Genomic DNA, 23,747 nt, shown 5'->3' on the forward strand with positions numbered 1-23,747 from the left:
CCCGTGGCCTCGCGACTCCCCCGGCTGGCCGCCGCCGTGCTGCTGACAGCCGCCACCCTGGTCGTCGGTGGCAGCCCCGCCGACGCTGCCCCGGCGCCGGTCGACCTGGTGCGGCCATTCGTCGGCACCCAAAATTTTGGCAACACCTTCCCGGGTGCGAGCGCGCCGTTCGGGATGGTTCAGCTCAGTCCGGACACCGGCGGGCAGGGCGGGTACGACTATCAGCAGACGAGCATCTACGGCTTCAGCCAGACCCACCTGTCCGGGGTCGGCTGCGGCGTTGCCGGCGAGTTGCCGATGATGCCGACGACGGGTGCCGTCGGCAGCGTCGACCCCCAGGTCTACGGCTCCGCGTACAGCCATGCCGACGAACAGGCGACACCCGGCTACTACCGGGTCGGCCTGGCGAAATACGGCGTGAACGCCGAGCTGACCGCCACCGCGCGCACCGGCTGGCAGCGGTACACCTTCCCCGCGTCCGGTGCCGGGAACGTCCTGTTCAACACCGGCAAGGCCAACCAGAGCGTGTTGGATTCCGAAGTGCACATCGTCGGTGACCGCACGGTCGAGGGCCGGGTGCGCGCGGGCAACTTCTGCGCCGGCAAGGACGACCACACCGTCTACTTCTCGGCCAGCTTCGACCGGCCCTTCGCTTCCTTCGGCACCTGGCGCGGTTCGGCCCGCAGTGCAGGCGTCCGGGACGCGGCGGGCACCGGCGGGAACGGGGGCTGGGTCACCTTCGACCCGAGCGCCGACCGGGACGTCGTGGTGAAGGTCGCGCTCTCCTACACGGGACCGGATGGAGCGCGGAAGAATCTCGCGGCTGAGACCGGCGGCTCGTACGACTTCGATGCCACCCGCGCCGCCCTGCGCGCGAGTTGGGCGCAGCAACTCGACGCCGTGCGGATCACCGGCGGCTCGGCCGGCCGGCAGAGCGTTTTCTACACCGCGCTCTACCACTCGTTGCTGCACCCCAATCTCGCCGGGGACGTCGACGGGCGGTACATCGGATTCGACGACAAGGTGCACACGGCGAGTGGCTACACGCCGTACCAGAATTTCTCGCTGTGGGACACCTACCGACCGCAGAACCAGTTGCTCGAGATGCTGACGCCGCAGGTCGCCCGCGACGTGGCGCTGTCGGTGCTGGCGATCGGGCGCGACGGCGGCTGGTTGCCGCGCTGGGCATTGGCCAACAGCGAGACCAACATCATGACCGGCGACCCGGTCACACCGTTCCTGGTCGAAGCGTGGTCCAAGGGCCTGCTCGCCGGATACGAACAGGAGGCGTACGCGCTGCTACGGTCCAACGCCCTGGGGAGGCCGCCGGCCGGCTCGCAGTACAACGGACGCAGCGGCAACGGGTACTACAGCGACCGCGGCTTCATTCCGTCCGGACTGACGCTCGGCACGAACTGCGCGCACCAGGGCGGGGACAACGACTGTGCCCACCCCGCCTCGGCCACTCTCGAGTACGCCGCAGCGGACGCGTCGCTCGCCCTGATGGCCAGCGCGTTGGGCCGAACCGACGACGCCCGGACGTTCACCGAACGCGGTCAGTGGTACCGCAACCTGTGGGACAGCTCGATCAAACAGTTCCGGCCGCGGACCACCTCCGGGTCCTGGGTCACGCCGTACAACCCTGTCGACGCCGGCCACCAGTTCCACGAGGGCGGCGCCTACCAGTACCAGTGGCTGGTGCCGCAGGATCCGGCGGGTCTGCTGTCGCTGATGGGCGGCCGACAGCCGGGTGAGCAGCGACTCGACGACTTCTTCGCGTACCCGAAGCTGCTGACCGACCCGGCCGGCACCGCCCGCACCGACTGGATCGCCAGCCCGTACGACTACTACAGCAAGGCAACCTACAACCCGAACAACGAGCCGGACCTGCTGGCCCCATACGTCTACCACTGGGCCGGCGCCCCAGCGAAGACCGCCACCGTGGTCCGCGCGGCGATGACCCTGTTCACCACGGGTCCAGACGGCATGACCGGCAACGACGACCTCGGCACGATGAGCGCCTGGTACGTCTTCTCCTCCCTTGGCCTCTACCCGACCATGAGCGGCGCGAACTTCCTGACCGTGAACAGCCCGCAGTTCCCCTCAGCCACCGTGCGCATCGGCGGATACGCCGACCGGCAGGGCGGCACCCTGACGATCACCGCGCCGGATGTCAGTGACACCCGCCGGTACGTGCAGTCCGTCCAGGTCAACGGGCGGGCGCACACCCCGAACTGGCTCACCTGGCAGACCATCGCGCGAGGCGGCACCATCGCGCATACCGTCGGCACGTCACAGTCGAGTTGGGGCACCGCCGTGGCCGACCAGCCGCCTTCGGTCAACACCGCGGCGTCGCAGACCTGCGCCGTGACCTCCGGCGCACAGTGCGGGATCGATCTCTCCGCCGTCCGGACCACGGACGGCACCGCCACCGTGGCAGCGACCGGAGAGGGCAACTTCGACGGCGGCGGCTGGAGCTATGACGCCGCGCTCCTTCCGCCACCCGGCGCGGTGACCTGGGGCGGCGTGGTCTACAGCACGCCGCCGTCCGGGGGCACCGCCAAGAACTTCGTCCAAGCCGGCCGGCAAACCCTGCCGCTACCCACCGTCCGGCGCAGCACCCTGCGGCTCGTCGCCGCCGCCCACCACGGCCCGGTGACCGGCGCGGTAACCATCCGGTACACCGACGGCAGCACCGCCGCGGCCACGGCGACCGTCCCAGACTGGTGCGGCCCCGCCGGTGACAGCATGACGGTGCTCGCCATGCCGCACCGAATCAAGGCCGGTCAAGGCCTCGACGGGCCACCGGTCAACCTGTTCGGCGTCGCCGTCGCGCTGAACCCGGGCAAGGAACTGCGTTCGGTGACCCTCCCCGACGACCCACGGATCCAGCTGTACGCCCTCACTCTCCAATGACACCTGGAGCCTCCATGCGATCACGAGAGAGCCCCGAGCCCGAAAAGTGCCTCGACGAGGTTGGCCACGGCACCACTAACAGCACCGTACTGAACCTCTCAACCGGCAACGGCGGCACCACGCAAAGATGGTCCCGTAGCTGACCGACCGTCGGGTTCAACCGAACCACCGGGTGAGGAACGCCGTGCACCTCCGCCGGCGTTTCTCGCCCACCCGACCCGGCACCTGATCGACGCCGACTCGAGTCGCTCATCTCCGGGACGAGACGGGAGGGATCGGCTACCCGATGGAACCTCAAGCGGCTCGACCCGCCTCGGGCTCGCCCCGGCCACTGGCCTGGTAGTCGTCGGACAGAACCAAAGAAGTAGCCAATCCTTCGGCTCCGTCGTCCATACTTTCCGACCAACCCGGACTAGCGCCCGCAGTGTCACCATGTGATCACTGTGCGCGGTGGACTGCAAGGCAAGCGACAGCCGGGGCAGCCCTCAAGGGTGGGTCGGATCCCGGCGAGCAAGCCACCGCTGTAGCGCAGTGTGACGACGAAGTGACGCGCGACGTCCGCCTCGGACGTCGAATGCCAATGGTCACGCTCCCAGGCTCCTCGGCACGTCTTTGCTGGTCGGCAGCAGGAAGCCGATCAGGTACGTTGATTTCAACAATGCTTCGATCATCGCCTCTCGATGTTCTGGCCGCCGTGGTCGCTGCGCCGAAAGCGGCTAAAGATCAGACATTTCGCCCATCACCGAGGAGACTGCGAGATGCCAAGGCGACCCGACCAGGCCACCGCGACCATCGCACTGGTGATTGAGGATCCAGCGAATCCCTTCTGGTCGGCCATCACACGGGGCGTGGTGGAGATCGCCCGGCGGCATCAGCACGTACTGATCGTCGGCAGTACCGGGCTGAGCTTCGAGCAGGAACGCGACCTCCTGCGCGACCTGGTGCGCCGGCAGGTTGACGGACTACTGGTGACGCCGACCGCTGATGACCATGCCGAGCTGCACAGGGAGTTGGCTCACCGCGCACCGATGGTCTTCATCGACCGCGCCCCGGCCGGGATTCTGACGGACTCGGTGATTTTGGACAACGTCGGTGGCGCGCACCAGGCGGTACGTCACCTGTTGTCGCGCGGACACCGCCGGATCGGCTACATCGGCGGCGACCCGGCCGTGGGGACCGGGGCCGGACGCCGAGCCGGCTACCGTCGGGCGCTGGAGGAGGCCGGCCTGCCCTACGACCCAGCTCTGGTCAGTCTGAACGTCCACGGAGTAGCGGGGGCCCGGGACGCAGCAGCCAGATTGCTGGCCGGACCGGCGTCCGCGACCGCGATCTTCGCCGACAACAACCAGATCTGCCTCGGCGTCCTACAGATCGTCGACCAGCACGAGCCCGGGATCGACGTGGCCGGCTTCGACGATGTGGAGCTTGCCGACCTGCTGCCGCGCCCGGTGGCAATGGTCACCTACGACGGCGTCGAGCTGGGCCGGCGAGCGGCCGAGCTGCTCTTCCGGCGAATCCGTGGCAGCACCGAGCCCGTCGCCCAGGTGCTGCTGCCGACGACGCTGCGACTGCGCGGAGGACGATAGGCGCCCTCCCGCGCTTCGACCGCCCCGCGCTTGCCGCGCATGGCGCCGTGACTCCACCAGCCCCCGACGGACCGACCGCCAGGTGCGGCATCGGTGCGATAATCCCTGCCATGAACGACGATCGATCGCCCGCCAGGCCGAGCCTCATACAGGTTGCCGCGCTGTCGGGGGTTTCGGTAAAGACCGCGTCCAGGGCGTTGGGCGGTGAGCCTCGCGTGGCCGCCGAAACCCGCGCGCGGGTGCAGCAGGCCGCCGACCAGCTCGGCTACCGACTCAACGGCGTCGCCCGCGAATTGCGTCGCGGCGCCAACACCTCCACGCTGGTGGGTCTGCTCACCGGCGACCTGGCCAACCCGTTCTACTCCCGGTTGGCCAGCGGGCTGGAACGCGAACTGCGCATTCACAGCTTTCAGGTGATCACCGCCAGCACGGACGAGGACCCGGAGTGGGAAAGCCTGCTTGTCGACACCCTGCTCGAGCGGCGGGTCCGGGCACTCGTGATCGCTTCGGCCGCGGCCGAGCACGGTCACCTCGCCTCCGAACACCGCCACGGCATCCCGTTCATCTTCGTGGACCGTCCTCCGGTCAACCTGACCGCGGACGCGGTCCTGCTGGACAACCACGACGGCGCGCGGCAAGCCGGCGCGCACCTGGTAGCGGCCGGGCACCGGCGCATCGGCGTGGTCGGGGACCTGTCCCGGCTGAGCACCCACCGCGACCGCGTGGCAGGGTTCGCCGAGGCGATGACAACCGCAGGCATAACAAACTGGGTTGAATACCTGGTCGAGAACGCGCACGACATCACGGCAGCAGAACGGGCGGTACGCGAGCTGCTCGGCCGCACCCCTCCCCCGACCGCCTTGTTCACCACGAACAACCGGATCACCAACGGCGCGCTCCGGGCACTACGCGGCCACCCGGCACCGCCGGCGCTGATCGGCTTCGACGACCTGGATCTCGGCGAGCTGCTGGGGGTCAGCGTCATCGCGCACGACACGGAGCAGATGGGTCAGCGGGCGGCTCAGCTGCTGTTGGATCGGATCAACGGCGATGTCGGCCCGGCTCGGCGCGCGGTGATTCCGACCCAGCTGCTGGCGCGTGGTTCGGGTGAGCGTGCGCCGGCCGACCGGTTGGGCTGAGCAGCTTCGGCCGGCAGGGCGCGCATCTGAAAAACCCGCGACGCATTGACACACGCAGTCCGGAGGACTAGACATCAATTCGACGTTGTTCGATGACAACGTTGTCGCGGGAGTCGCATCGCGCCCCCAAGGAGGACCCCACCATGCTCCGACCAGGCCCGTCCCGTCTGCTCAGCCTGCTGGCCACCGCCGTCACCGGCACGTCCCTGCTCGTCGCCGTCGCCTCGCCCGCGACGGCCGCACCCCTCAACCTGACCGGCTACGTCAACCCGTTCGTCGGCACCGACGACAGCAACGCCCCCAACCCCGTCGGGGGCGGCGCCGGCGGCAGCACCGTCCCCGGCCCGGTGCAGCCCTTCGGCATGGTCCAGCTCAGCCCGGACACGCCCACCGCCTCACCCTCGGGATACCGGTTCAGCGACACACAGATCGAGGAGTTCAGCCTCACCCATTTCAACGGTGCCGGCTGCTCCAACAACGAGGACCTCGGCATCCTGCCGATCACCGGAGCTATCGGCGCCTCGCCGGGCACCTCGTGGACGTCCTACCGTGCCACCCAGAACAAGAGTCAGGAGCAGGCCCGACCCGGCTTCTACCAGGCCGTGCTCAGCAACTACGGCAACACCAGGGTCGAGGCGTCGGCCACCAAACGTACGGCTGCCCTGCGGTTGACCTACCCGTCCACCAACACGGCGCGCGTACTGCTCAACACCAGCCGCAGTGCGACCGGCAGCCGGAACGGCTCGATCTCGATCAACGGCTCCACCGTGACCGGCAGCGTCACCGGTGGTGGCTTCTGCGGCAACAGCAGGACCTACCAGATCTTCTATCGGATGGAGTTCGACCGCGCGCCCACCGGTGTCGGCACCTGGCTCGGCGGCACCGTCAGCGCAGGCTCCGCCAGTGCCAGCGGCACCAACTCCGGCGGATATCTGACCTTCGACACCGCCAGCAACCCAGTGGTGCAGGTCAAGGTCGGCATCTCGTTCGTCAGCCAGGCGGGCGCCCAGGCCAACCTCGCCAGCGAGCAGTCCGGCTTCGGGTTCGACACCGTCCGTGCCAACGCCGACGCGCAGTGGAACGCGATCCTCAACCGGGTGCAGGCCACCGGTGGCACCGCCACCGACCTGCAGAAGTTCTACACCGCGCTGTACCGCGTCTTCATCAACCCCAACGTGTCCAACGACGTCAACGGGCAGTACCGCGGCTTCGACAATGCCATCCACACGGCCAGCCACCCCGTGTACCAGAACTACTCCGGGTGGGACATCTACCGATCGTGGTCGGCGCTGATCGCGTTCATCGCACCCGTGGAGGCGGCCGACATCGCCAAGTCGATGGTGCTCGACGGCCAGCAGGGCGGCCTGCTGCCCAAGTGGTCACACAACACCAACGAGACCTTCGTGATGAACGGCGATCCCGGCCCGATCATCGTGGACAGCCTCTACCAGTTCGGCGCTCGTGACTTCGACACCGCGGCGGCGCTGGCCCTGATGGAGAAGGCCTCAAATGGCGGGACCACACAGGGCAACCCGATCCGCGGTCGGCAGAGTGGGTACGTGCAGCGGCAGTACATCGACGGTGATCCGTCCGATTCGCTGGAGTACTCGGCGAGTGACTTCGCCGTCGCCCAGTTTGCCCGGGCCCTGGGCGACACCGCGAAGTACAACACCCACATGACGCGTGCCCAGTGGTGGCGCAACGTCTTCAACACCGAGTCCGGCTACGTCCACCGGCGCAACGCCGACGGCACCTGGCCATGGCCGCTCGACCCGGCCAGTCAGTCCGGCTACACCGAGGGCAACGCGTCGCAGTACACCTGGATGGTCCCGTACAACTTCGCCGGCCTGATCAACCTGATGGGCGGCCGGCAGACCGCCCTCCAGCGGTTGGACCACCATTTCACGCAGACGAACGGCGGGCAGTCGCAGCCGTTCTTCTACATCGGCAACGAGCCGGAGCACGGCGTGCCGTGGGCCTACCACTTCGCGGCGGCGCCGGCCGGCACCAGTGCGGCGGTCCGCCGGGTGATGAACGAGTCGTTCACCACCGGCGCGGGCGGCCTGCCCGGCAACGACGACCTCGGCGCCACCTCCGCGTGGTACGTGTGGTCGGCGCTGGGCATGTATCCCCCCACCCCGGGGGCGGACACGCTCGCGCTGCACGGTCCGCTCTTTTCCTCGATCCTGGTGGATCGACCGACCGGCGACGTCCAGATCAACGGCACCAACGCCGGGCAGGGCAACCAGTACGTGCAAAGTGTGTCGGTCAACGGCACGTCGACGCAGCGCACCTGGCTGCGGTACGGCGACATTGCCGCAGGGGCCACCCTCTCGTACAGCATGGGCAACTCGCCGTCGTCGTGGGGCACGAACCCGGCCAACGTGCCGCCGTCATTCACCGACGGGTCCACCCCGCCACCCGCCGCGCCGGACTTGGGGGCCAACCTGGCCGCCGGCAAGTCGGCCACCGGATCGGCACCGTGCGGCGCGGCGGAGGGCCCGGAGAAGGCGTTCGACGGCAAGCTCGGCAGCACCAGCAAGTGGTGCTCCCTCGCGGCCGGCACCAAGTTCCTCCAGGTTGACCTGGGGTCCAACCAGAACATCGGGTCCTTTGTCGTGAAACACGCGGGGCTCGGCGGCGAGAACACCGGTTGGAACACCGGCGCGTTCACCATCCAGACCAGCACCGACGGCACCACCTGGACGACGCGGACCACGGTGTCCGGTAACCGCTCCAGTCGCACGTACCACCCGATCTCGGCGGTGGCCGCCCGCTACGTTCGGCTCAGCGCCACCACGCCGGCCAACGACGGGAACGGCGCGGCCCGAATCGACGAGTTCGAGGTGTACGGCGGTAGCGGCCCGACCAACCTGGCGCTCAACCGGCCGGCCACCGCCGACTCCCAGTGCTCCAGCACGGAGGGACCCGAGAAGGCCGTCAACGGCAGTGCCTCCGACAAATGGTGCTCGCTGGGCGGCACCAAGTTCCTCCGCATCGACCTGGGCGCCAGCCGCTCCATCCAGTCCGTCACGGTGCACCACGCGGGGGCGGGCGGCGAGGACAGCGCCTGGAACACCCGGGACTTCGATCTCCAGGTGTCCGCCGACGGCGCCGCCTGGACGACCGCGGCGCAGGTACGGGGCAACACGGCCAACGTCAGCAACCACCCGCTGGCCGTCATCGGCAGGTATGTGCGACTGAACGTCCTCACCCCGACGCAGACCACCGATCAGGCGGCCCGTGTCTACGAGATCGAGGTCTACGGCAGCTGACGCATCCGGGCGGCCGTCCGAGTCGGACGGCCGCCCAACCTCTCGCTTCGCCAGCGGGGGCCCGAATGCCGGCCGCAGACCGATCGACACGCTGGTGCCGTGGCCGTCCCGGCAGACGCCCGCTGTGCGGCATGTCCCCGCCTCGGCGCACGTCGCCGCACCCGGCTGTGCCCGGCTTCGCGAACCGCACGACGCGCAGCTCACCGCGCACGGTAAACCTTGTCATTAGATTGACATATTTCTATCACGAGTCCAGACTCTGGCGCAGAGAGCGCTCTCTCACCCGTCCCGAAACCCCTCGCCACCGCCGATCCGCTGTCGACGCGTGGCTGGGAGCATGGAAGGAATCCCATGAAACGTGCACCAAAGATGCTGGGCGTCGCCGCCGCAGCAATCACCCTGCTCGGTCTCACACCGACCATCGGCCACGCCGACGCGCGGCCGGCTCCGCCAACCGCGCCAAGCGCGACGCCCGCCCTGGACATGGCACCAGGAATGGTCGCCGCCATGCGGCGGGATCTACACCTCACCGACGCCCAGATCGCCAAGCGGGTGCGGACCGAGGCGGCAGCGCCGACGGTCGAGAGTGGGTTGCGCGAACGGCTCGGCTCGTCGTTCGCCGGCGCCTGGATCCCAGATGGCGGCGACCGCCTGACGGTCGCGGTCACCGACCCCTCGGCCATCGCCACGGTACGCGCCGCGGGCGCCGATGCCACGGTGGTCCCTCACGGCGAGCGGCAGCTCAACGCCACGATGAAGGCCCTCGACCGGCGTAGCGCCAAGGCCGGCAGGGATATTTACGGCTGGCGCGTCGACGTCATGAGCAACCGCGTCGTCGTGCTGGCGGAGCGCGGCGGCGCGCCGGCCGCCAGGGCATTCGCCAGAGACAGCGGCGTCGCTGTCGACGCCATCGCGGTCGTCGAGTCCCCCGAGGCGCCTCGGCCCCTGTACGACATTCGTGGCGGCGACCAGTACGTCATCAACGGCAACACGCTCTGCTCCGTCGGTTTCGCGGTCGTCGGCGGCTTCGTCAGCGCCGGGCACTGTGGTGGCACCGGCAGCCCAACGCTCGGCTACAACAACGTCTCGCAGGGCAGTTTCGCCGGCTCGTCCTTCCCCGGCAACGACTACGCGTGGATCCGGACCAACAGCTCGTGGACCCCGCAGCCGTGGGTCAACAACTACTCCGGCGGCAACGTCACCGTGGCGGGTTCGCAGGACGCCGCGATCGGCAGCTCGGTGTGTCGTTCGGGTCGTACCACCGGCTGGCGCTGCGGCACGATCCTGGGCCGCGACGAGACGATCAATTATGCACAGGGCGCTGTCTCCGGCCTGAGCCGCAGCAACGCCTGCGCCGAAGGCGGCGACTCGGGCGGCTCGTGGATCTCGGGGAACCAGGCTCAGGGGGTCACCTCGGGCGGTACCGGCAACTGCAGCTCGGGCGGCACGATGTGGTTCCAGCCGGTCAACGAGATTCTCAACGCGTACGGGCTCAACCTGGTCACCAGTGGCGGTGGCGGTGGCGGGAACACCCGGTTGATCAGTAACTGGAACAACAAGTGCATCGACGTACCCGGACTCAACTTCTCCGACGGTGTGCCGTTGCAGACCTGGTCCTGCAACGGGACCGCCGCGCAGGCCTGGACGTTCACCGGCGGAACGCTGCGGGCTCAGAACAACAAGTGCATGGACGTCAACGGCGGTTCCACCGCCAACGGTACGACGATCCAGCTCTGGTCCTGCAACGGAACCGGCGCCCAGCAGTTCGTACTCTCGGCCGCCGGTGATCTGGTGAACCCGCAGGCCAACAAGTGCGTCGACATCGACGGCTGGAACAGCAACGACGGGGCGCGGTTGATCCTCTGGGACTGCGCCGGCACCGCCAACCAGAAATGGCACGTCGGCTGAGCCGACCGGCGGCACCACCGTCGGCGGCCGGTCCTCACCCGTGCCCTGACACCCGAATCCGCAGGGAGCCCGCTTGTGCTCGGTGACAACGTTGACATCCCGCGCGGGCGGGCTCCCACCCACCACCACCCTGAAGGAGAAACACCTGATGTCCCCTGCGCAACACAGACCGAGACTCCGCCGTCTCAGCGTCCTGGCCGTGTCCCTGCTGCTCCTCACGATGGCCTACGCCGTAAGCGCGACACCGGCGAGCGCCGCCACCACGACGGTCAACGTGAACGGAAGCATCGTCGGCCGGACGTTCGACGGGGTCGGTGCGATCAGCGGCGGAGGCGGCAACTCCCGGCTGCTGATCGACTATCCGGAACCCCAGCGTTCGCAGATCCTCGACTACCTGTTCAAGCCGAACTACGGCGCCGCAGTGCAGCTGCTCAAGCTGGAGATCGGTGGCGATGCCAACTCCACCGACGGCGCGGAGCCGAGTCACCAGCACGTACGCGGTGACATCAACTGCAACGTCGGCTACGAGTTCTGGCTCGGCGAGCAGGCGGTCGCGCGTAACCCCAACATCAAACTGGTCGCGCTGCCGTGGACGGCACCCGGCTGGATCGGAAACCACAATTTCTGGTCCCAAGACATGATCGACTACGACATCTCGTGGCTGAACTGCGCCCGGCAGCACGGACTCAATATCAATTATCTCGGCGGCTGGAACGAGCGCGGCCACGACAGCGGCTGGTACAAGAACCTGCGCTCGTCGCTGAACGCGGCCGGGTACGGCTCGGTGCAGATCGTCGGGGACGACAGCGGCTGGGGTATGGCCGACGAGTTCGCGAACGACCCGACACTGCGCAACGCGGTGGGCGTGCTCGGTAACCACTACGTGTGCGGCTATCTGTCGCAGGCGGAGTCCTGCTCCACCACCCAGAACGCACGAAGTTCGGGGAAACCCCTGTGGGCCAGCGAGTTCGGCTCACAGGACGACAACGACGGAGTGGTCCCGTACATCCGCACGGTCAACCGCGGCTACCTGGACGCGGAAATCACCGGCTACATGAACTGGCCGCTGATCGCCGCCATCACCCCCAACCTGCCGTACGCGACAGTAGGTCTGATGGACGCCGGCTCACCGTGGTCCGGGTCGTACCGGGTGGGCAAGAACCTGTGGGCCAACGCCCACTACGCCCAGTTCACGCAGCCCGGCTGGCGGTATCTGAACAGCTCGGCCAGCGGCTACCTCGGCGGCAACCGGGCCAACGGCAGCTACGTGAGCTTGAAGTCACCGAACAACACCGACTACTCCACCATTTACGAGACCAGCGGCACGACGTCCACCCAGACGGTGAATGTGACCGTCTCCGGTGGCCTGAGCACCGGAACCGTGCGCGTGTGGTCCACCGACATGGGCTCGTCGAACCCGGCGACCCACTTCGCCAGGCAGGCCGACATCACCCCGTCGAACGGGTCCTACTCCCTCACCATGCAGCCCAACCGGATCTACACGCTCACCACCACCACCGGCCAGGGCAAGGGAACGGCTACCAGCCCGGCGACCAGGGCGCTGGCCCTGCCGTACACGGACAACTTCGACAGCTACCCCAACCGGGGCATGGCGAAGTACTTCCAAACCATGCAGGGCGCCTACGAGGTACGCGACTGCGCGGCCGGTCGCTCCGGCCGGTGCCTGCAGCAGGTGGCGCCGGTCCAGCCGATCAACTGGCAGGACGACAGTGACGCCTTCGGCCTGGTCGGCGACACGTCCTGGAGCAACTACACCGTCAGCACCGACGTCAACATGCAGCAGGCAGGCACCGTCACCCTGCTCGGACGGGCCAACACCCAACTCCGCCCGCAGAACCGGCAGGCGGCCTACCAGTTGCGGATCAGCAACACCGGCAGCTGGTCCATCGCCAAGCACACCACCAGCAACACGACGACCACGTTGGCCTCGGGCACCCGTAGCGCGTTGGGCCTGAACACCTGGCACAACATCAAGCTCCTCTTCTCCGGTACCCAAATCACCGCCACCCTCGACGGCGCCACCCTCGGCACCGTCAACGACGCCTCGTACGGCGCCGGACAGGTCGGCATCGGCGTTGTGGGTTACCAGACCAACCAGTTCGACAACCTGACGGTCACCCCCAACGGCCCCGGCGACGGCAACGTTGGCGGTGTCCTGCGGGGTCAGGAGTCGGGGCGGTGCGTCGACGTACCAGGCGCGAGCCAGACCAACGGCACCGTGGTCGCGCTCTGGGACTGCAACGGCGGCACCAACCAGTCCTGGACCGCCACCGCGTCCCGGCAACTGACCGTCTACGGCAACAAGTGCCTCGACGTCAACGGCGCAGGCACCACCGACGGCACCGCCGTGCAGATCTACGACTGCAGCGGCGGCACCAACCAACAATGGACCGTCAACCCCGACGGCACCATCGTGGGCGTCGGCTCCGGTAAATGCCTGGACGCCACCGCCCACGGCACCTCCAACGGCACCCCGCTCGCGATCTGGACCTGCACCGGCGGCCCCAACCAAAAATGGTCACGCACCTGACCAACCCCGAATAACAACCGCACCACCCAACGGGGCTGGTCCGCTACCCACCCACCCGCAACACCCAACGGACCAGCCCCACACTCACCCCCGGCCACGATCCTGGACCGCGATCCCGTGAACGTCCCGTCACGGCATGACAGCGACAGATCAGCTTCGGTCTCGTGACCGGCGGGTCAACCAACAGTCACATCGCAACCACCTCCCGACGATCAAAGGAAACGAGATGGGCAATTCGTTCTTCACACGTTGTCTGAGCGGCGCGGCAGCCACAGTCATCGGGCTGGGATTGTTGGTAGGAGTAGCGGACCGGACGCCGGCAGCGGCCGCAGCCGCTGCCCCGACCCCTGCATCCGCCAGCATCGCGACCCTGATGAAGTCCTACGACACCAATTCCGGGCGCATCGGCGGTGGCTGGTGGACCGGCGCGGTGGCGCTGAGCACGGTGATGACGTACCGGCAGGCGACCGGCGACTCGTCGTACGACTACGCGATCTCCGAAGGGTTCAACAAGAACAGGTCCGGGAACTTCATCAACGAATACCTGGACGACATCGGATGGTGGGCGCTGGCCTGGATTCAGGCCTACGACATCACCGGGAACACCGCCTACCTGCAGATGGCGCAGACCGACGCCAACTTCATGCACACCTACTGGGATTCCAGATGTGGTGGCGGCATCTACTGGAGCACCCAGAAGGCCTACAAGGCCTCGATCGCCAACGAACTCTTCCTCCAGGTCACGGCTGCTCTGCACAATCGGATACCCGGTGACGCCACCTACCTCGGCTGGGCGAACGCCACGTGGAACTGGTTCAACGGCAGCGGTCTCATCAACGGCTCCCGTCTGGTCATCGACGGGATCAACGTCAACAACTGCAGCTACAACAGTTCGACGTTCACCTACAACCAGGGCGTGGTACTGGCCGGACTGTCCGAGCTGTCCCGCGCGACCGGCAACACCGGCCTGCTCACTACCGCCCGGTCGATCGCCGACGCGGCGACCACCCGCATGGTCAGGAACGGCATCCTGACCGAGAACTGTGAGCCGGGCAACTGCGGGGCCGACGGGCCCGCGTTCAAGGGCATCTTCATGCGCGGGCTGCGGACGCTGGCCGCCGCAGCGAACACCACCGCCTACGACGGGTTCATCCGGACCCAGGCCGACTCGATCATCACCCGCAATACCAACAGCGCGGGACAACACGGATTGGTGTGGGCCGGGCCCGTCCAAGGGGTCAACTACAACACGCAGGCGAGCGCCGGGGCAGCCCTGGTTGCCGCCCTGGGCGGCAGCCCGCCGCCGACGCAGTCGGGTGTGCTGCGGGGTCAGGAGTCGGGGCGGTGCGTCGACGTGCCAGGCGCGAGCCAGACCAACGGCACCGTGGTCGCGCTCTGGGACTGCAACGGCGGCACCAACCAGTCCTGGACCGCCACCGCGTCCCGGCAACTGACCGTCTACGGCAACAAGTGCCTCGACGTCAACGGCGCAGGCACCACCGACGGCACCGCCGTGCAGATCTACGACTGCAGCGGCGGCACCAACCAACAATGGACCGTCAACCCCGACGGCACCATCGTGGGCGTCGGCTCCGGTAAATGCCTGGACGCCACCGCCCACGGCACCTCCAACGGCACCCCGCTCGCGATCTGGACCTGCACCGGCGGCCCCAACCAAAAATGGTCACGCACCTGACCAACCCCGAATAACAACCGCACCACCCAACGGGGCTGGTCCGCTACCCACCCACCCGCAACACCCAACGGACCAGCCCCACACTCACCCCCGGCCACGATCCTGGACCGGCGTCTGGGGCCTCCCCCCGAACCTCGACGGCGGTCTCGGTCACCTATCGGCTGAACGCGTTCGGGTTTCTGATCTATCCGTCATTCGACGTCGGCGGCGCGGGCGGATCTGTCGATGATGGTTTGCGGACCAGTAGCCGGCGCTGCGGCGGATGCGCTCCAACATTGCCCGCCTTGGCGGAGACCCGGCACGGTCACGATCGCCGGGGAGGCGGCCGGCTCGGGCAGCACCTGCGCCCTGGGTTACCAGTGTGGCTTCCAGACGTCCCGACCGGCCTCCCGACGCGAAGCTAAGCGATCCATCGTGGAACGACATTCGTCAGGCAGGGAGTCCCACCGACGTTACGACAGGGACACAGAAAGCGAGGCTTCATTGACACCCGCACATCCACGTAGGAGGGTCTGCCGGCAGGTGCGACAACGATGTCATTGACTCATACCTGGAGGAACCATGAGCTTTACGCGACGGGCTGCGGTGGCCTTTGTCGGCGTCGCGGCCCTGCTGTCGGCAGCAGCCTGCGGCGGTGACGACGGCGGCGGCGCTGATTCGAAGAACGTCGAGGTGTTCACCTGGTGGTCCGACGGCGGCGAGAAGGCCGGGCTGGACGGGCTGGTGAGCCGGTTCAACACCGACTGTGCGGGTCAGACGTTCCAGAACGGTGCCGTCGCCGGCGGTGCCGGCGCCAACGCGAAGTCGGTTCTCGCCTCGCGGCTGCAGCAGGGCGATCCGCCGGACACCTTCCAGGCGCACGCCGGTGCGGAACTGCTCGACTACATCGACGCTGGGCAGATCGAGGACATCAGTGCCAACTACGACACGTGGGGCCTCAAGGCGGCCTTCCCGCCCGGCCTGATCAGCAACCTCACCGTCGACGGCAAGATCTACTCGGTGCCAGCGAATATTCACCGAGCCAACGTGGTGTGGTCCAACAAGAAGGTCCTCGCCGAAGCCGGCGTTACCACCGACCCCAAGACCCTGGTCGAGTTCTTCGCCGCTCTGGACAAGGTCAGAGCCGCTGGCGTCAAGGCGCCGCTCGCCGTTGGTAAGGACTGGACTCAGCTCATGCTCTTCGAGTCGGTTCTGATCAGCAATCTGGGCGCGGAAAAGTTCACCGGGCTGTGGAATGGCAGCACCGACTGGAACGGCGCCGACGTCACCACGTCGATCAACGACTTCAAGCGGCTGCTGACCTATACCAATTCCGACCGCGACGCCCTCGACTGGACCGACGCGGAAAAGCTGGTCATGGACGGCAAAGCTGCCTACCAGTTGATGGGTGACTGGGAGGCCGCCGACCTCGACGCCAAGGGATTCACCGACTACGGCTACCTCACCTTCCCCGGCAACGGCAGCACGTTCCAGTGGCTGGCCGACTCGTTCGTACTGCCCAAGGGCGCCAAGAACGCGGGCGGCACCGAGTGCTGGCTCAAGACGGTCGGCAGCGCTGAGGGACAGAAGGCTTTCAACACCAAGAAGGGGTCCATCCCGGCGCGTACGGACGCCGTGCCTGCCGACTACCCGAAGTACCAGCAGTCCGCCATGGCCGACTGGAAGTCGGCCACCCAGGTTCCGTCCTGCGCCCATGGCGCGGCCTGCTCCCAGGGTTGGCAGGGTGCGGCCAACTCCGCTCTCGGTGCGTTCTCCACGAAGCAGGACGTCGCCAGCCTCCAGAAGGCTCTGGCATCCGCCGCTGGTCAGTTCACCAAGAAGTAAGCCATCGCTCAAGGGCGGGACGACTGAGGTCGTCCCGCCCTTGAGCTCGCGCCGCGGAAGGATCTGATGCGTAAAATCCGGCAATGGGGACCAGGCCTGCTGCTGATCTCCCCTTCATTGATCCTGCTCGCCGTCTTCGTCTACGGGTTGATCGCCTGGACCATCAAGGTGTCGGTCTCCGACGAGCACAACGCCCGTGGGTCGAAGGGTTTCGTCGGGCTGCAGAATTACACGGACCTGTTCACCAATGACATCAACGGCCGGTTCATGCACTCACTGAAGAACCTGCTGATTTTCACCGCAGTGTTCATGGTCGGAACGATGCTGCTTGGTCTGCTGTGGGCGTTCCTGCTGGAGCGCGGCGTCCGCGGTGAGGGATTCTTCCGGACCGTCTATCTGTTCCCCATGGCGGTCTCGTTCATCGCCTCCGGGGTGGTGTGGCGCTGGCTGATGAACCCCGGCACCGGTGACAACGCAGGCGGCCTCAACCGTGTCTTCGGCGGGCTGCACCTGAGCTTCCTGGAGAACACCTGGTGGACCAACCCGGACTGGGGCATGGCGGCGATGGCCCTGCCGGCCATCTGGCAGCTCTCCGGGTATGTGATGGCGCTGTTCCTGGCCGGCTTCCGCGGCATCCCCCAGGAGCTGCGGGAGGCCGCAGCAATGGACGGCGCAAGTACCTACCGGCTCTACCGCAATGTGATCTTCCCGCAGCTCACCCCGGTAGCGCTGTCCGCGCTGATCATCGTCGGGCACATGTCGATGAAGATGTTCGACCTGATCATGAGCGTGTCCGGCGCGCAATGGCTCACCGAGGTGCCCGCCGTCTACGTCTGGCAAGCACTACTGACCAGCGACTACGCCAAGAGCGCGGCGATCTCCGTGATCCTGCTGGTGCTCGTGGCGCTGGTCATTGTCCCGTACCTCATCTACACCAACCGGGTGGAGCGCCGAGCGTGACCACGACTCGTATTCCCGCATCACCGGCAACGATCGGCCGAGTCTCCCCACCGCCTGCGCGGCGGCGGCCCAACACGCGCGGCTCCATGGCGGGCCGTCTGATCAAGTACTCTCTGGCATTCTTCTTCCTGGCGGTCGTGCTGATGCCGGCCTACGTACTGATCGTTACGAGCTTCAAGTCCGGCTCGGAGATCGGTGTGACCGGCCAGTGGAATCTGCCGGAGCACTGGACGGTCGCGTCCTGGGGAAAGGCATGGACGGCGTTGCGACCGTCGTTCATCCGAACACTGGAGCTGGCCATCCCCGTCGCGGTGATCTCGTCGATCGTTGGAGCGGCCAACGGGTTCGTGCTGTCCCGCTGGCGATTCCCGGGCGCCGACGTCATCTTCACCTTCATCCTGTTCGGAATGTTCATTCCGTACCAGGCGGTCATGATCCCGCTGCGCGAGATCGTCACGACGATCGGCATCCAGCCGGGCATCCCGACCCTGATCTTCGTGCACTGCGTCTACGGCATCCCGATCTGCACGCTGATTTTTCGGAACTACTACGCCACCACGGTCCCGGAGGAGCTCATCGAGGCCGGGAGGGTGGACGGCGCCGACCTGCTGCGCACGTTCTGGTCGATCATCCTCCCGATCTCGATCCCCGGCTTCGTGGTGACGGTCATCTGGCAGTTCACCTCGGCGTGGAACGACTACCTCTTCGCGATCTTCCTGTCCAACACCCGCAACGGCCCGATCACCATCGCGTTGAACGCGCTGGCCGGAGCCCAGTCACCGGACTACGCCGCCTCGATGGCCGGTGCCCTCATCACGTCGCTGCCCACCCTGCTGGTCTACGTCCTGCTCGGCCGATGGTTCATCAGTGGCCTGATGGCGGGCTCCGTCAAGAGCTGAGAACCAGCTCCCGGCGCGGTGGCACGGGACCGAGACAGGCGGTGCGGACCAGTTCACTCAGGGGCTGTGCGATGACGACGTTGCCAACGCGTTTCTCACCCGCTCCTTCGTACGGGATCTTGCCGTGCCTGTTGAACGGCTCGCCGCGCTCTGGGCCCAGCCGAACCAGCGGCGCGGGTCCGCCATGGCCGAACTTTTGCTCGATGGAGCAGAAGTTGACTCCGTTTCCCCAAAACATCTAGACATCTGGATGAAACAAACATAGATTTGCCTGCGCCAGGCAGCGGCGTGCCAGGCCAACTACCCCAAGGTGACATCGTTGTCATCGGTTGCCCTGACACGTCGTTGGCGGATGCCGTGTCGGCGATCGTGCGTCGTTGTCCCGCGTCCACTGGAGGCAAAGTGTTCGCACCGTCCCGACGAGCGCGCCTACCCATGGCGGGTGCGCTCATCGCTGCACTCGCCAGTGCCAGCCTGTGGTTGCCCACTGCGGCCACGGCCGCACCCGCAGCTCCACCACCACAGGAGCCCGGCGTCACACTTCGGATCTTCGACCTGCAGACCTCTCTGAGCAGCCTCTGCACGCTGAAGGCGGCACAGACGCCGAACATCGACAAGCTCATGTCAACGGTCAACTGGACGACGGCAGCCGAGTTCGGACTGGAGGACAACTTCCTGGCCCAGGTCCTCGGCAACGTCAACATCCCACAGGCCGGTAGCTACACGTTCCGGTTGACCAGCGACGACGGCTCACGTCTGCTGATCGACGACACGCTGGTGATCAACCACGACGGCCTGCACGGACCGACTCCGAAAGACGGATCCATCAACCTGACCACCGGCTATCACTCGTTGCGCATCGAGCACTTCGAGGCGACCGCCGGACAGCAACTGACCCTGCAGTGGCAGACACCCGGCTCGACGTCGTTCGTGAACGTGCCCAGCTCGGTGCTGAGCACCGACGCCGGCGTCGTGCGGGTGACCGCTCCGGGCCGCAAGGAGTGCGAAGCCGCCGGTGACTCACCGGGCGACGGACTCCCATTGACCTCGGTGCACCCAAATTTCTCGCTGACCAACCTTCGACCCAACGGCTTCCAACCGAAGGTCACCGGGATGGACTGGCTGCCCGACGGCCGCCTGGTCATCTCCACCTGGGGCGGCAGCGACCAGTCTGGCTCCTCGCAGGCCGGTGAGGTCTACATCCTCTCCAACACTGGTGGCAACACCTCACCCGGGAACGTGACGACCAAGCGGATCGGCAGCAACCTCAAGGAGCCGATGGGGCTCAAGGTCGTTGATGGCGTCGTCTACGTCACGGAGAAGGCGCGGCTGACCAGGCTGGTCGACTCCAACGGCGACGAGGTCGCCGACCAGTACCAGACGGTCGCCACCTGGCCCTACGGCGGCGGCTTCCACGAGTTCGCCTTCGGCCTGCTCTACCAGGCTGGGTTCTTCTACGTGAACCTGTCGGTGGGCATCGACTACGGGGGCAACACCACGAATCCGCAGACGGTCGCCAACCGTGGCACCACGATCAAGGTGAACAAGGACACCGGCGCACTGTCGTACGTGGCGGGTGGACTGCGGACGCCGCACGGCATCGGCTGGGGGCCGGAGAACGGCATCTTCGTCACCGACAACCAGGGTGGCTGGCAGCCGGCGTCCAAGTTGGTGCACATCAAGCAGGGCCGCTTCTTCAACCACTATCTCAACCCGGCGGGTCCGTTCGACAACGCGCCGGTGACCCAGCCTGTGTTGTGGATGCCGCAGAACGAGATCGGCAACTCGCCGAGCACGCCGCTGCTGATGCCGACCGGCACCTACGCCGGGCAGTTCGTGATCGGTGACGTCACCTACGGCGGGCTGCAGCGGGGCTTCGTCGAGAAGGTCAACGGCGAGTACCAGGGTGCGCTGTTCCGGCTCACCCAGGGCCTGGAGGCCGGTGTCTCGGAGGTCAACCTCGGACCGGACGGTGCCATCTACGTCGGCGGGCTCGGGGCCGGCGGTAACTGGGGCCAGTCCGGCAAGTTGAACTACGGGTTGCAGAAGCTGACCCCGAACGGCGGTAACGCCTTCGACATGCTGGCCATGCGAGCCCTGCCCAACGGGTTCGAGATCGAGTACACCCAGCCGCTGTCCGCGGCGACCGCCACCGCCCTAGCCACCAAGTACCGGGTAAAGCAGTGGCGCTACGTCCCGACGGCGGCCTACGGTGGGCCGAAGATCGACGAGGAGACCCTGTCGGTGTCCTCGGCGACCCTGTCGGCCGACGGTAAGAAGGTCACACTCGCGATCAACGGCCTGAAGCCCGGCCGGGTGGTGCACATCCGCTCACCGAAGCCGTTCGCGGCGAGCAACGGCCAGTCGCTCTGGAGCACCGAGGTCTGGTACACGCTGAACGCGATCCCCGGTCAAGCCGTCGCCACCAACCTCGCCCTCGGCAAGCCGGCAACCGCCGACAGCTCCTGCGCCACCGCAGAGGGCCCGGCCAAGGCGGTCAACGGCACCATCAACGCCGGCAACACCGACAAATGGTGTTCGCTCGGCACCAACAAGTGGCTGCAGGTGGACCTCGGCTCCACGCAGAACATCAACAGGTTGGTGGTCCAGCACGCCGGCGCTGGCGGTGAAGACGCGGCCTGGAACACCCGCGACTTCAACCTCCAGGTCAGCACCAACGGCACCTCCTGGACAACTGTCGCGAACGTCACCGGCAACACGGCCAACACCACCACGCACACCATCGCCGCCACCCAGGCCCGCTACGTCCGGATCAACGTCACCAACGGTGGCACCTCCGGCAACGGCGCGGCCCGGATCTACGAGTTCGAGGTCTACGGGGGTTCCGCCCCACCGGCCGGCAACATCGCCCTGAACAAGCCGGCAACCGCGGACAGCTCCTGCTCGGCCGCCGAGGGCCCTGCCCAGGCGGTCAACGGCAGCGTCAGCGGGGGCAACACCGACAAGTGGTGTTCCCTGGGCGCCACCAAGTGGCTGCAGGTCGACCTCGGCGCCAGCCAGAGTGTGAGCCGCTTCGTCGTCAAGCACGCCGGCGCTGGCGGTGAGGACGCCGCCTGGAACACCCGCGACTTCAACCTCCAGGTCAGCACCAACGGCACCTCCTGGACGACTGTCGCGAACGTCGCCGGCAACACGGCCAGCACCACCACCCACGACATCGCCACCACGCAGGCCAGGTACGCCCGGATCAACGTCACGGCGGGCACGAGCACCACTGACACCGCCGCGCGAATCTACGAGTTCGAGGTGTATGGCGCCGCCGGCCGGGTGACATTGTTCGACGGGTCCAACCTGAACAACTTTCAGCAGGCCAACGGCAGCCCGGCCACCTGGCCGCTCGCCGGTGGCGGCATGGAGGTCCTGGGTGGCGACATCAAGAGCAAGCAGGCGTTCGGCGACTTCAAGCTGCACATTGAGTTCTGGCTGCCGAACCTGCCGCCGGAGATAACCGGCCAGGCCCGCGCCAACAGCGGGATCTATTTGCAGGACCGCTACGAGCTGCAGGTCCTGGACTCCTTCGGAGACACCACCCCCGCCAACAACGAGGGCGGTTCCATCTACGAGAAACTGGCACCGTCGGTGAACGCCGCCACCGCCCCGCAGACCTGGCAGACCTACGACGTCACCTTCCGCGCCGCCCGGTTCAACGCCTCCGGAGCCAAGACGGAGAACGCCCGAGTCACGGTCGTGTGGAACGGCGTCACCATCCACAACAACGCCCAGATCAACGGGTCCACCGGCAACGGCGCGGCGGAGGGCCCCTCCGCGGGACCGATCCGTCTGCAGGACCACGGTGACCCTGGCGCCAACATCGTCTACCGCAACATCTGGGTTGAACCGATCATCTGATCCATCGAGGGCGGGAGGAGCGGGGCGGCGCCCCTCCTCCCGCCCGCTAGTCCGGATGCGGCCCGGGCAGGGCGAGCGTGGTCGCCGAGGATCCTTGCCCTCATCCCGAACGGCGACGGACGGCGTGATCTGCGGTCCTGGTCAACGGCTGACCGGCTACGGTCCAAGACCGCGCCGAAGCATGCGGTGGTGCAGGCGCACCGCCTCCTCCTGGTCGGTGATCTGACGCAATGCGAGCCAGGCGGCCCCGACCGCCGGGTCTCTGGCGGTCGCAATCGGGCCGGCGAGGGTGGCCAGGACCTCCGCTCGCACCGACGTGGTCTCTGTCAGGATGCTGCCGGCGAGCACGACGGGGCCGTCCGGCGGGCCCAACTCGCCGAGAGTGGCGACCAGTCGAGCGGCGGCCTCGGCGGTCAGACGCTCGGCGAGGGCGTCGCCGGCCGTGGCTCGCGCGCACACCAGGGGTGCCAGCGCGGCGAATGCGGCCGGCTGTTGGCGGCCGGCCCAGCGCACAAGCTCGTCGCAGCTGGTCACACCGGCCTGCGCCGCGATCGTGGCCGCCAGCCCGGCGTCCACCGTGGGTCCCGACCAGGCCCTGGCGACCGAGCGAACCGCCTGCAGGCCCAGCCACATGCCCGAGCCCTCGTCGCCCAGCAGCCAGCCGAGGCCGTCGGCGGTGCGGGTGACGCGCCAGTCGTCGATGCGGGCGGCGACCGCGCCGGTGCCGGCGATGAGCACTGCTCCCGAGGGCGCCGATGTGCCTGCCGCGAAGGCTGTCACCGCGTCTCCGACCACGGTGACCGGGCAGGTCAATCCACGTTGGGCCCACTCATGCGTAAAGGCCGCGGTGATCTCTGGGTCCGCCATGATGCTCGCGCCGGCGATGCCTGCGACGCTGCTGAGCACCGATGCTGGGTCGTGCTTCCCCAGGGCATCGCGCACCGCCGCACCGATGGAGCGAGCGGCCGCTGGCCCCGCTGCCGTCGGGTTGCCCGGACCAGCCGAGCCACGGCCCACCACGGTGCCATCCCGGGTCGCCACGACCGCCCGGGACGCCGTGCCACCGGCGTCAACACCCAATACCAGCACCATGACGCTGATCGAAGCATAGAAACTTTTTGTT

General features: G+C 67.4%; 12 protein-coding genes. 11 read left to right on the forward strand and 1 reads right to left on the reverse strand.

Annotated features, from left to right (window positions below):
* Positions 1–3: 3 nt before the first annotated feature.
* The 11 genes from ABZU25_RS26085 (at position 4) to ABZU25_RS26135 (ending at position 22,624) form a co-directional block, all read left to right on the forward strand.
* Positions 4–2,916 (forward strand): GH92 family glycosyl hydrolase, encoded by a 2,913-nt coding sequence (locus ABZU25_RS26085; RefSeq protein ID WP_355031997.1) that lies wholly within the window; start codon positions 4–6, stop codon positions 2,914–2,916.
* A gap of 758 nt (positions 2,917–3,674) precedes the next feature.
* Positions 3,675–4,502, forward strand: coding sequence for a substrate-binding domain-containing protein (locus ABZU25_RS26090; RefSeq protein WP_355031998.1), 828 nt, complete (start codon positions 3,675–3,677; stop codon positions 4,500–4,502).
* 110 nt (positions 4,503–4,612) lie between these two features.
* On the forward strand, positions 4,613–5,641 hold the full coding sequence (locus tag ABZU25_RS26095; protein ID WP_355031999.1) for a LacI family DNA-binding transcriptional regulator: 1,029 nt from the start codon (positions 4,613–4,615) through the stop codon (positions 5,639–5,641).
* A 143-nt stretch (positions 5,642–5,784) separates the two neighbouring features.
* On the forward strand, positions 5,785–8,916 hold the full coding sequence (locus tag ABZU25_RS26100; RefSeq protein WP_355032000.1) for a GH92 family glycosyl hydrolase: 3,132 nt from the start codon (positions 5,785–5,787) through the stop codon (positions 8,914–8,916).
* Between the two features lie 351 nt (positions 8,917–9,267).
* On the forward strand, positions 9,268–10,824 hold the full coding sequence (locus tag ABZU25_RS26105) for a ricin-type beta-trefoil lectin domain protein (RefSeq protein WP_355032001.1): 1,557 nt from the start codon (positions 9,268–9,270) through the stop codon (positions 10,822–10,824).
* Between the two features lie 199 nt (positions 10,825–11,023).
* Positions 11,024–13,375, forward strand: coding sequence for a ricin-type beta-trefoil lectin domain protein (locus ABZU25_RS26110; protein ID WP_355032002.1), 2,352 nt, complete (start codon positions 11,024–11,026; stop codon positions 13,373–13,375).
* A 373-nt stretch (positions 13,376–13,748) separates the two neighbouring features.
* The gene (locus ABZU25_RS26115) at positions 13,749–15,071 is read left to right on the forward strand and encodes a glycoside hydrolase family 76 protein (protein WP_355032003.1); all 1,323 of its coding nucleotides are present in this window, start codon (positions 13,749–13,751) and stop codon (positions 15,069–15,071) included.
* Between the two features lie 561 nt (positions 15,072–15,632).
* Positions 15,633–16,895, forward strand: coding sequence for an ABC transporter substrate-binding protein (locus tag ABZU25_RS26120; protein ID WP_355032004.1), 1,263 nt, complete (start codon positions 15,633–15,635; stop codon positions 16,893–16,895).
* A gap of 63 nt (positions 16,896–16,958) precedes the next feature.
* Positions 16,959–17,855: a sugar ABC transporter permease gene (locus ABZU25_RS26125; protein WP_354970760.1), complete on the forward strand. Its 897-nt coding sequence runs from the start codon at positions 16,959–16,961 to the stop codon at positions 17,853–17,855.
* 86 nt (positions 17,856–17,941) lie between these two features.
* On the forward strand, positions 17,942–18,754 hold the full coding sequence (locus ABZU25_RS26130; protein ID WP_355032005.1) for a carbohydrate ABC transporter permease: 813 nt from the start codon (positions 17,942–17,944) through the stop codon (positions 18,752–18,754).
* Between the two features lie 435 nt (positions 18,755–19,189).
* Positions 19,190–22,624 carry a discoidin domain-containing protein gene (locus ABZU25_RS26135; RefSeq protein ID WP_355032006.1) on the forward strand — a complete coding sequence of 1,145 codons (3,435 nt, stop codon included), beginning with the start codon at positions 19,190–19,192 and terminating at the stop codon, positions 22,622–22,624.
* A gap of 156 nt (positions 22,625–22,780) precedes the next feature.
* On the opposite strand, the gene ABZU25_RS26140 is transcribed toward ABZU25_RS26135, so the two are convergent.
* On the reverse strand, positions 22,781–23,716 hold the full coding sequence (locus ABZU25_RS26140) for a BadF/BadG/BcrA/BcrD ATPase family protein (RefSeq protein ID WP_355032007.1): 936 nt from the start codon (positions 23,714–23,716) through the stop codon (positions 22,781–22,783).
* Between the last annotated feature and the right edge of the window lie 31 nt (positions 23,717–23,747).

It is taken from the genome of Micromonospora sp. NPDC005215, assembly GCF_040607915.1.
GTDB lineage: Bacteria > Actinomycetota > Actinomycetes > Mycobacteriales > Micromonosporaceae > Micromonospora.

Bases quoted from the DNA above. Each gene is read 5' to 3' on its own strand.
- ABZU25_RS26100 (WP_355032000.1), top strand. From the start codon at position 5,785: ATGCTCCGACCAGGCCCGTCCCGTCTGCTCAGCCTGCTGGCCACCGCC.
- ABZU25_RS26130 (WP_355032005.1), top strand. From the start codon at position 17,942: ATGGCGGGCCGTCTGATCAAGTACTCTCTGGCATTCTTCTTCCTGGCG.
- ABZU25_RS26090 (WP_355031998.1), top strand. From the start codon at position 3,675: ATGCCAAGGCGACCCGACCAGGCCACCGCGACCATCGCACTGGTGATT.
- ABZU25_RS26095 (WP_355031999.1), top strand. From the start codon at position 4,613: ATGAACGACGATCGATCGCCCGCCAGGCCGAGCCTCATACAGGTTGCC.
- ABZU25_RS26105 (WP_355032001.1), top strand. From the start codon at position 9,268: ATGAAACGTGCACCAAAGATGCTGGGCGTCGCCGCCGCAGCAATCACC.
- ABZU25_RS26135 (WP_355032006.1), top strand. From the start codon at position 19,190: ATGGCGGGTGCGCTCATCGCTGCACTCGCCAGTGCCAGCCTGTGGTTG.
- ABZU25_RS26120 (WP_355032004.1), top strand. From the start codon at position 15,633: ATGAGCTTTACGCGACGGGCTGCGGTGGCCTTTGTCGGCGTCGCGGCC.
- ABZU25_RS26140 (WP_355032007.1), bottom strand. From the start codon at position 23,716: ATGGTGCTGGTATTGGGTGTTGACGCCGGTGGCACGGCGTCCCGGGCG.
- ABZU25_RS26115 (WP_355032003.1), top strand. From the start codon at position 13,749: ATGAAGTCCTACGACACCAATTCCGGGCGCATCGGCGGTGGCTGGTGG.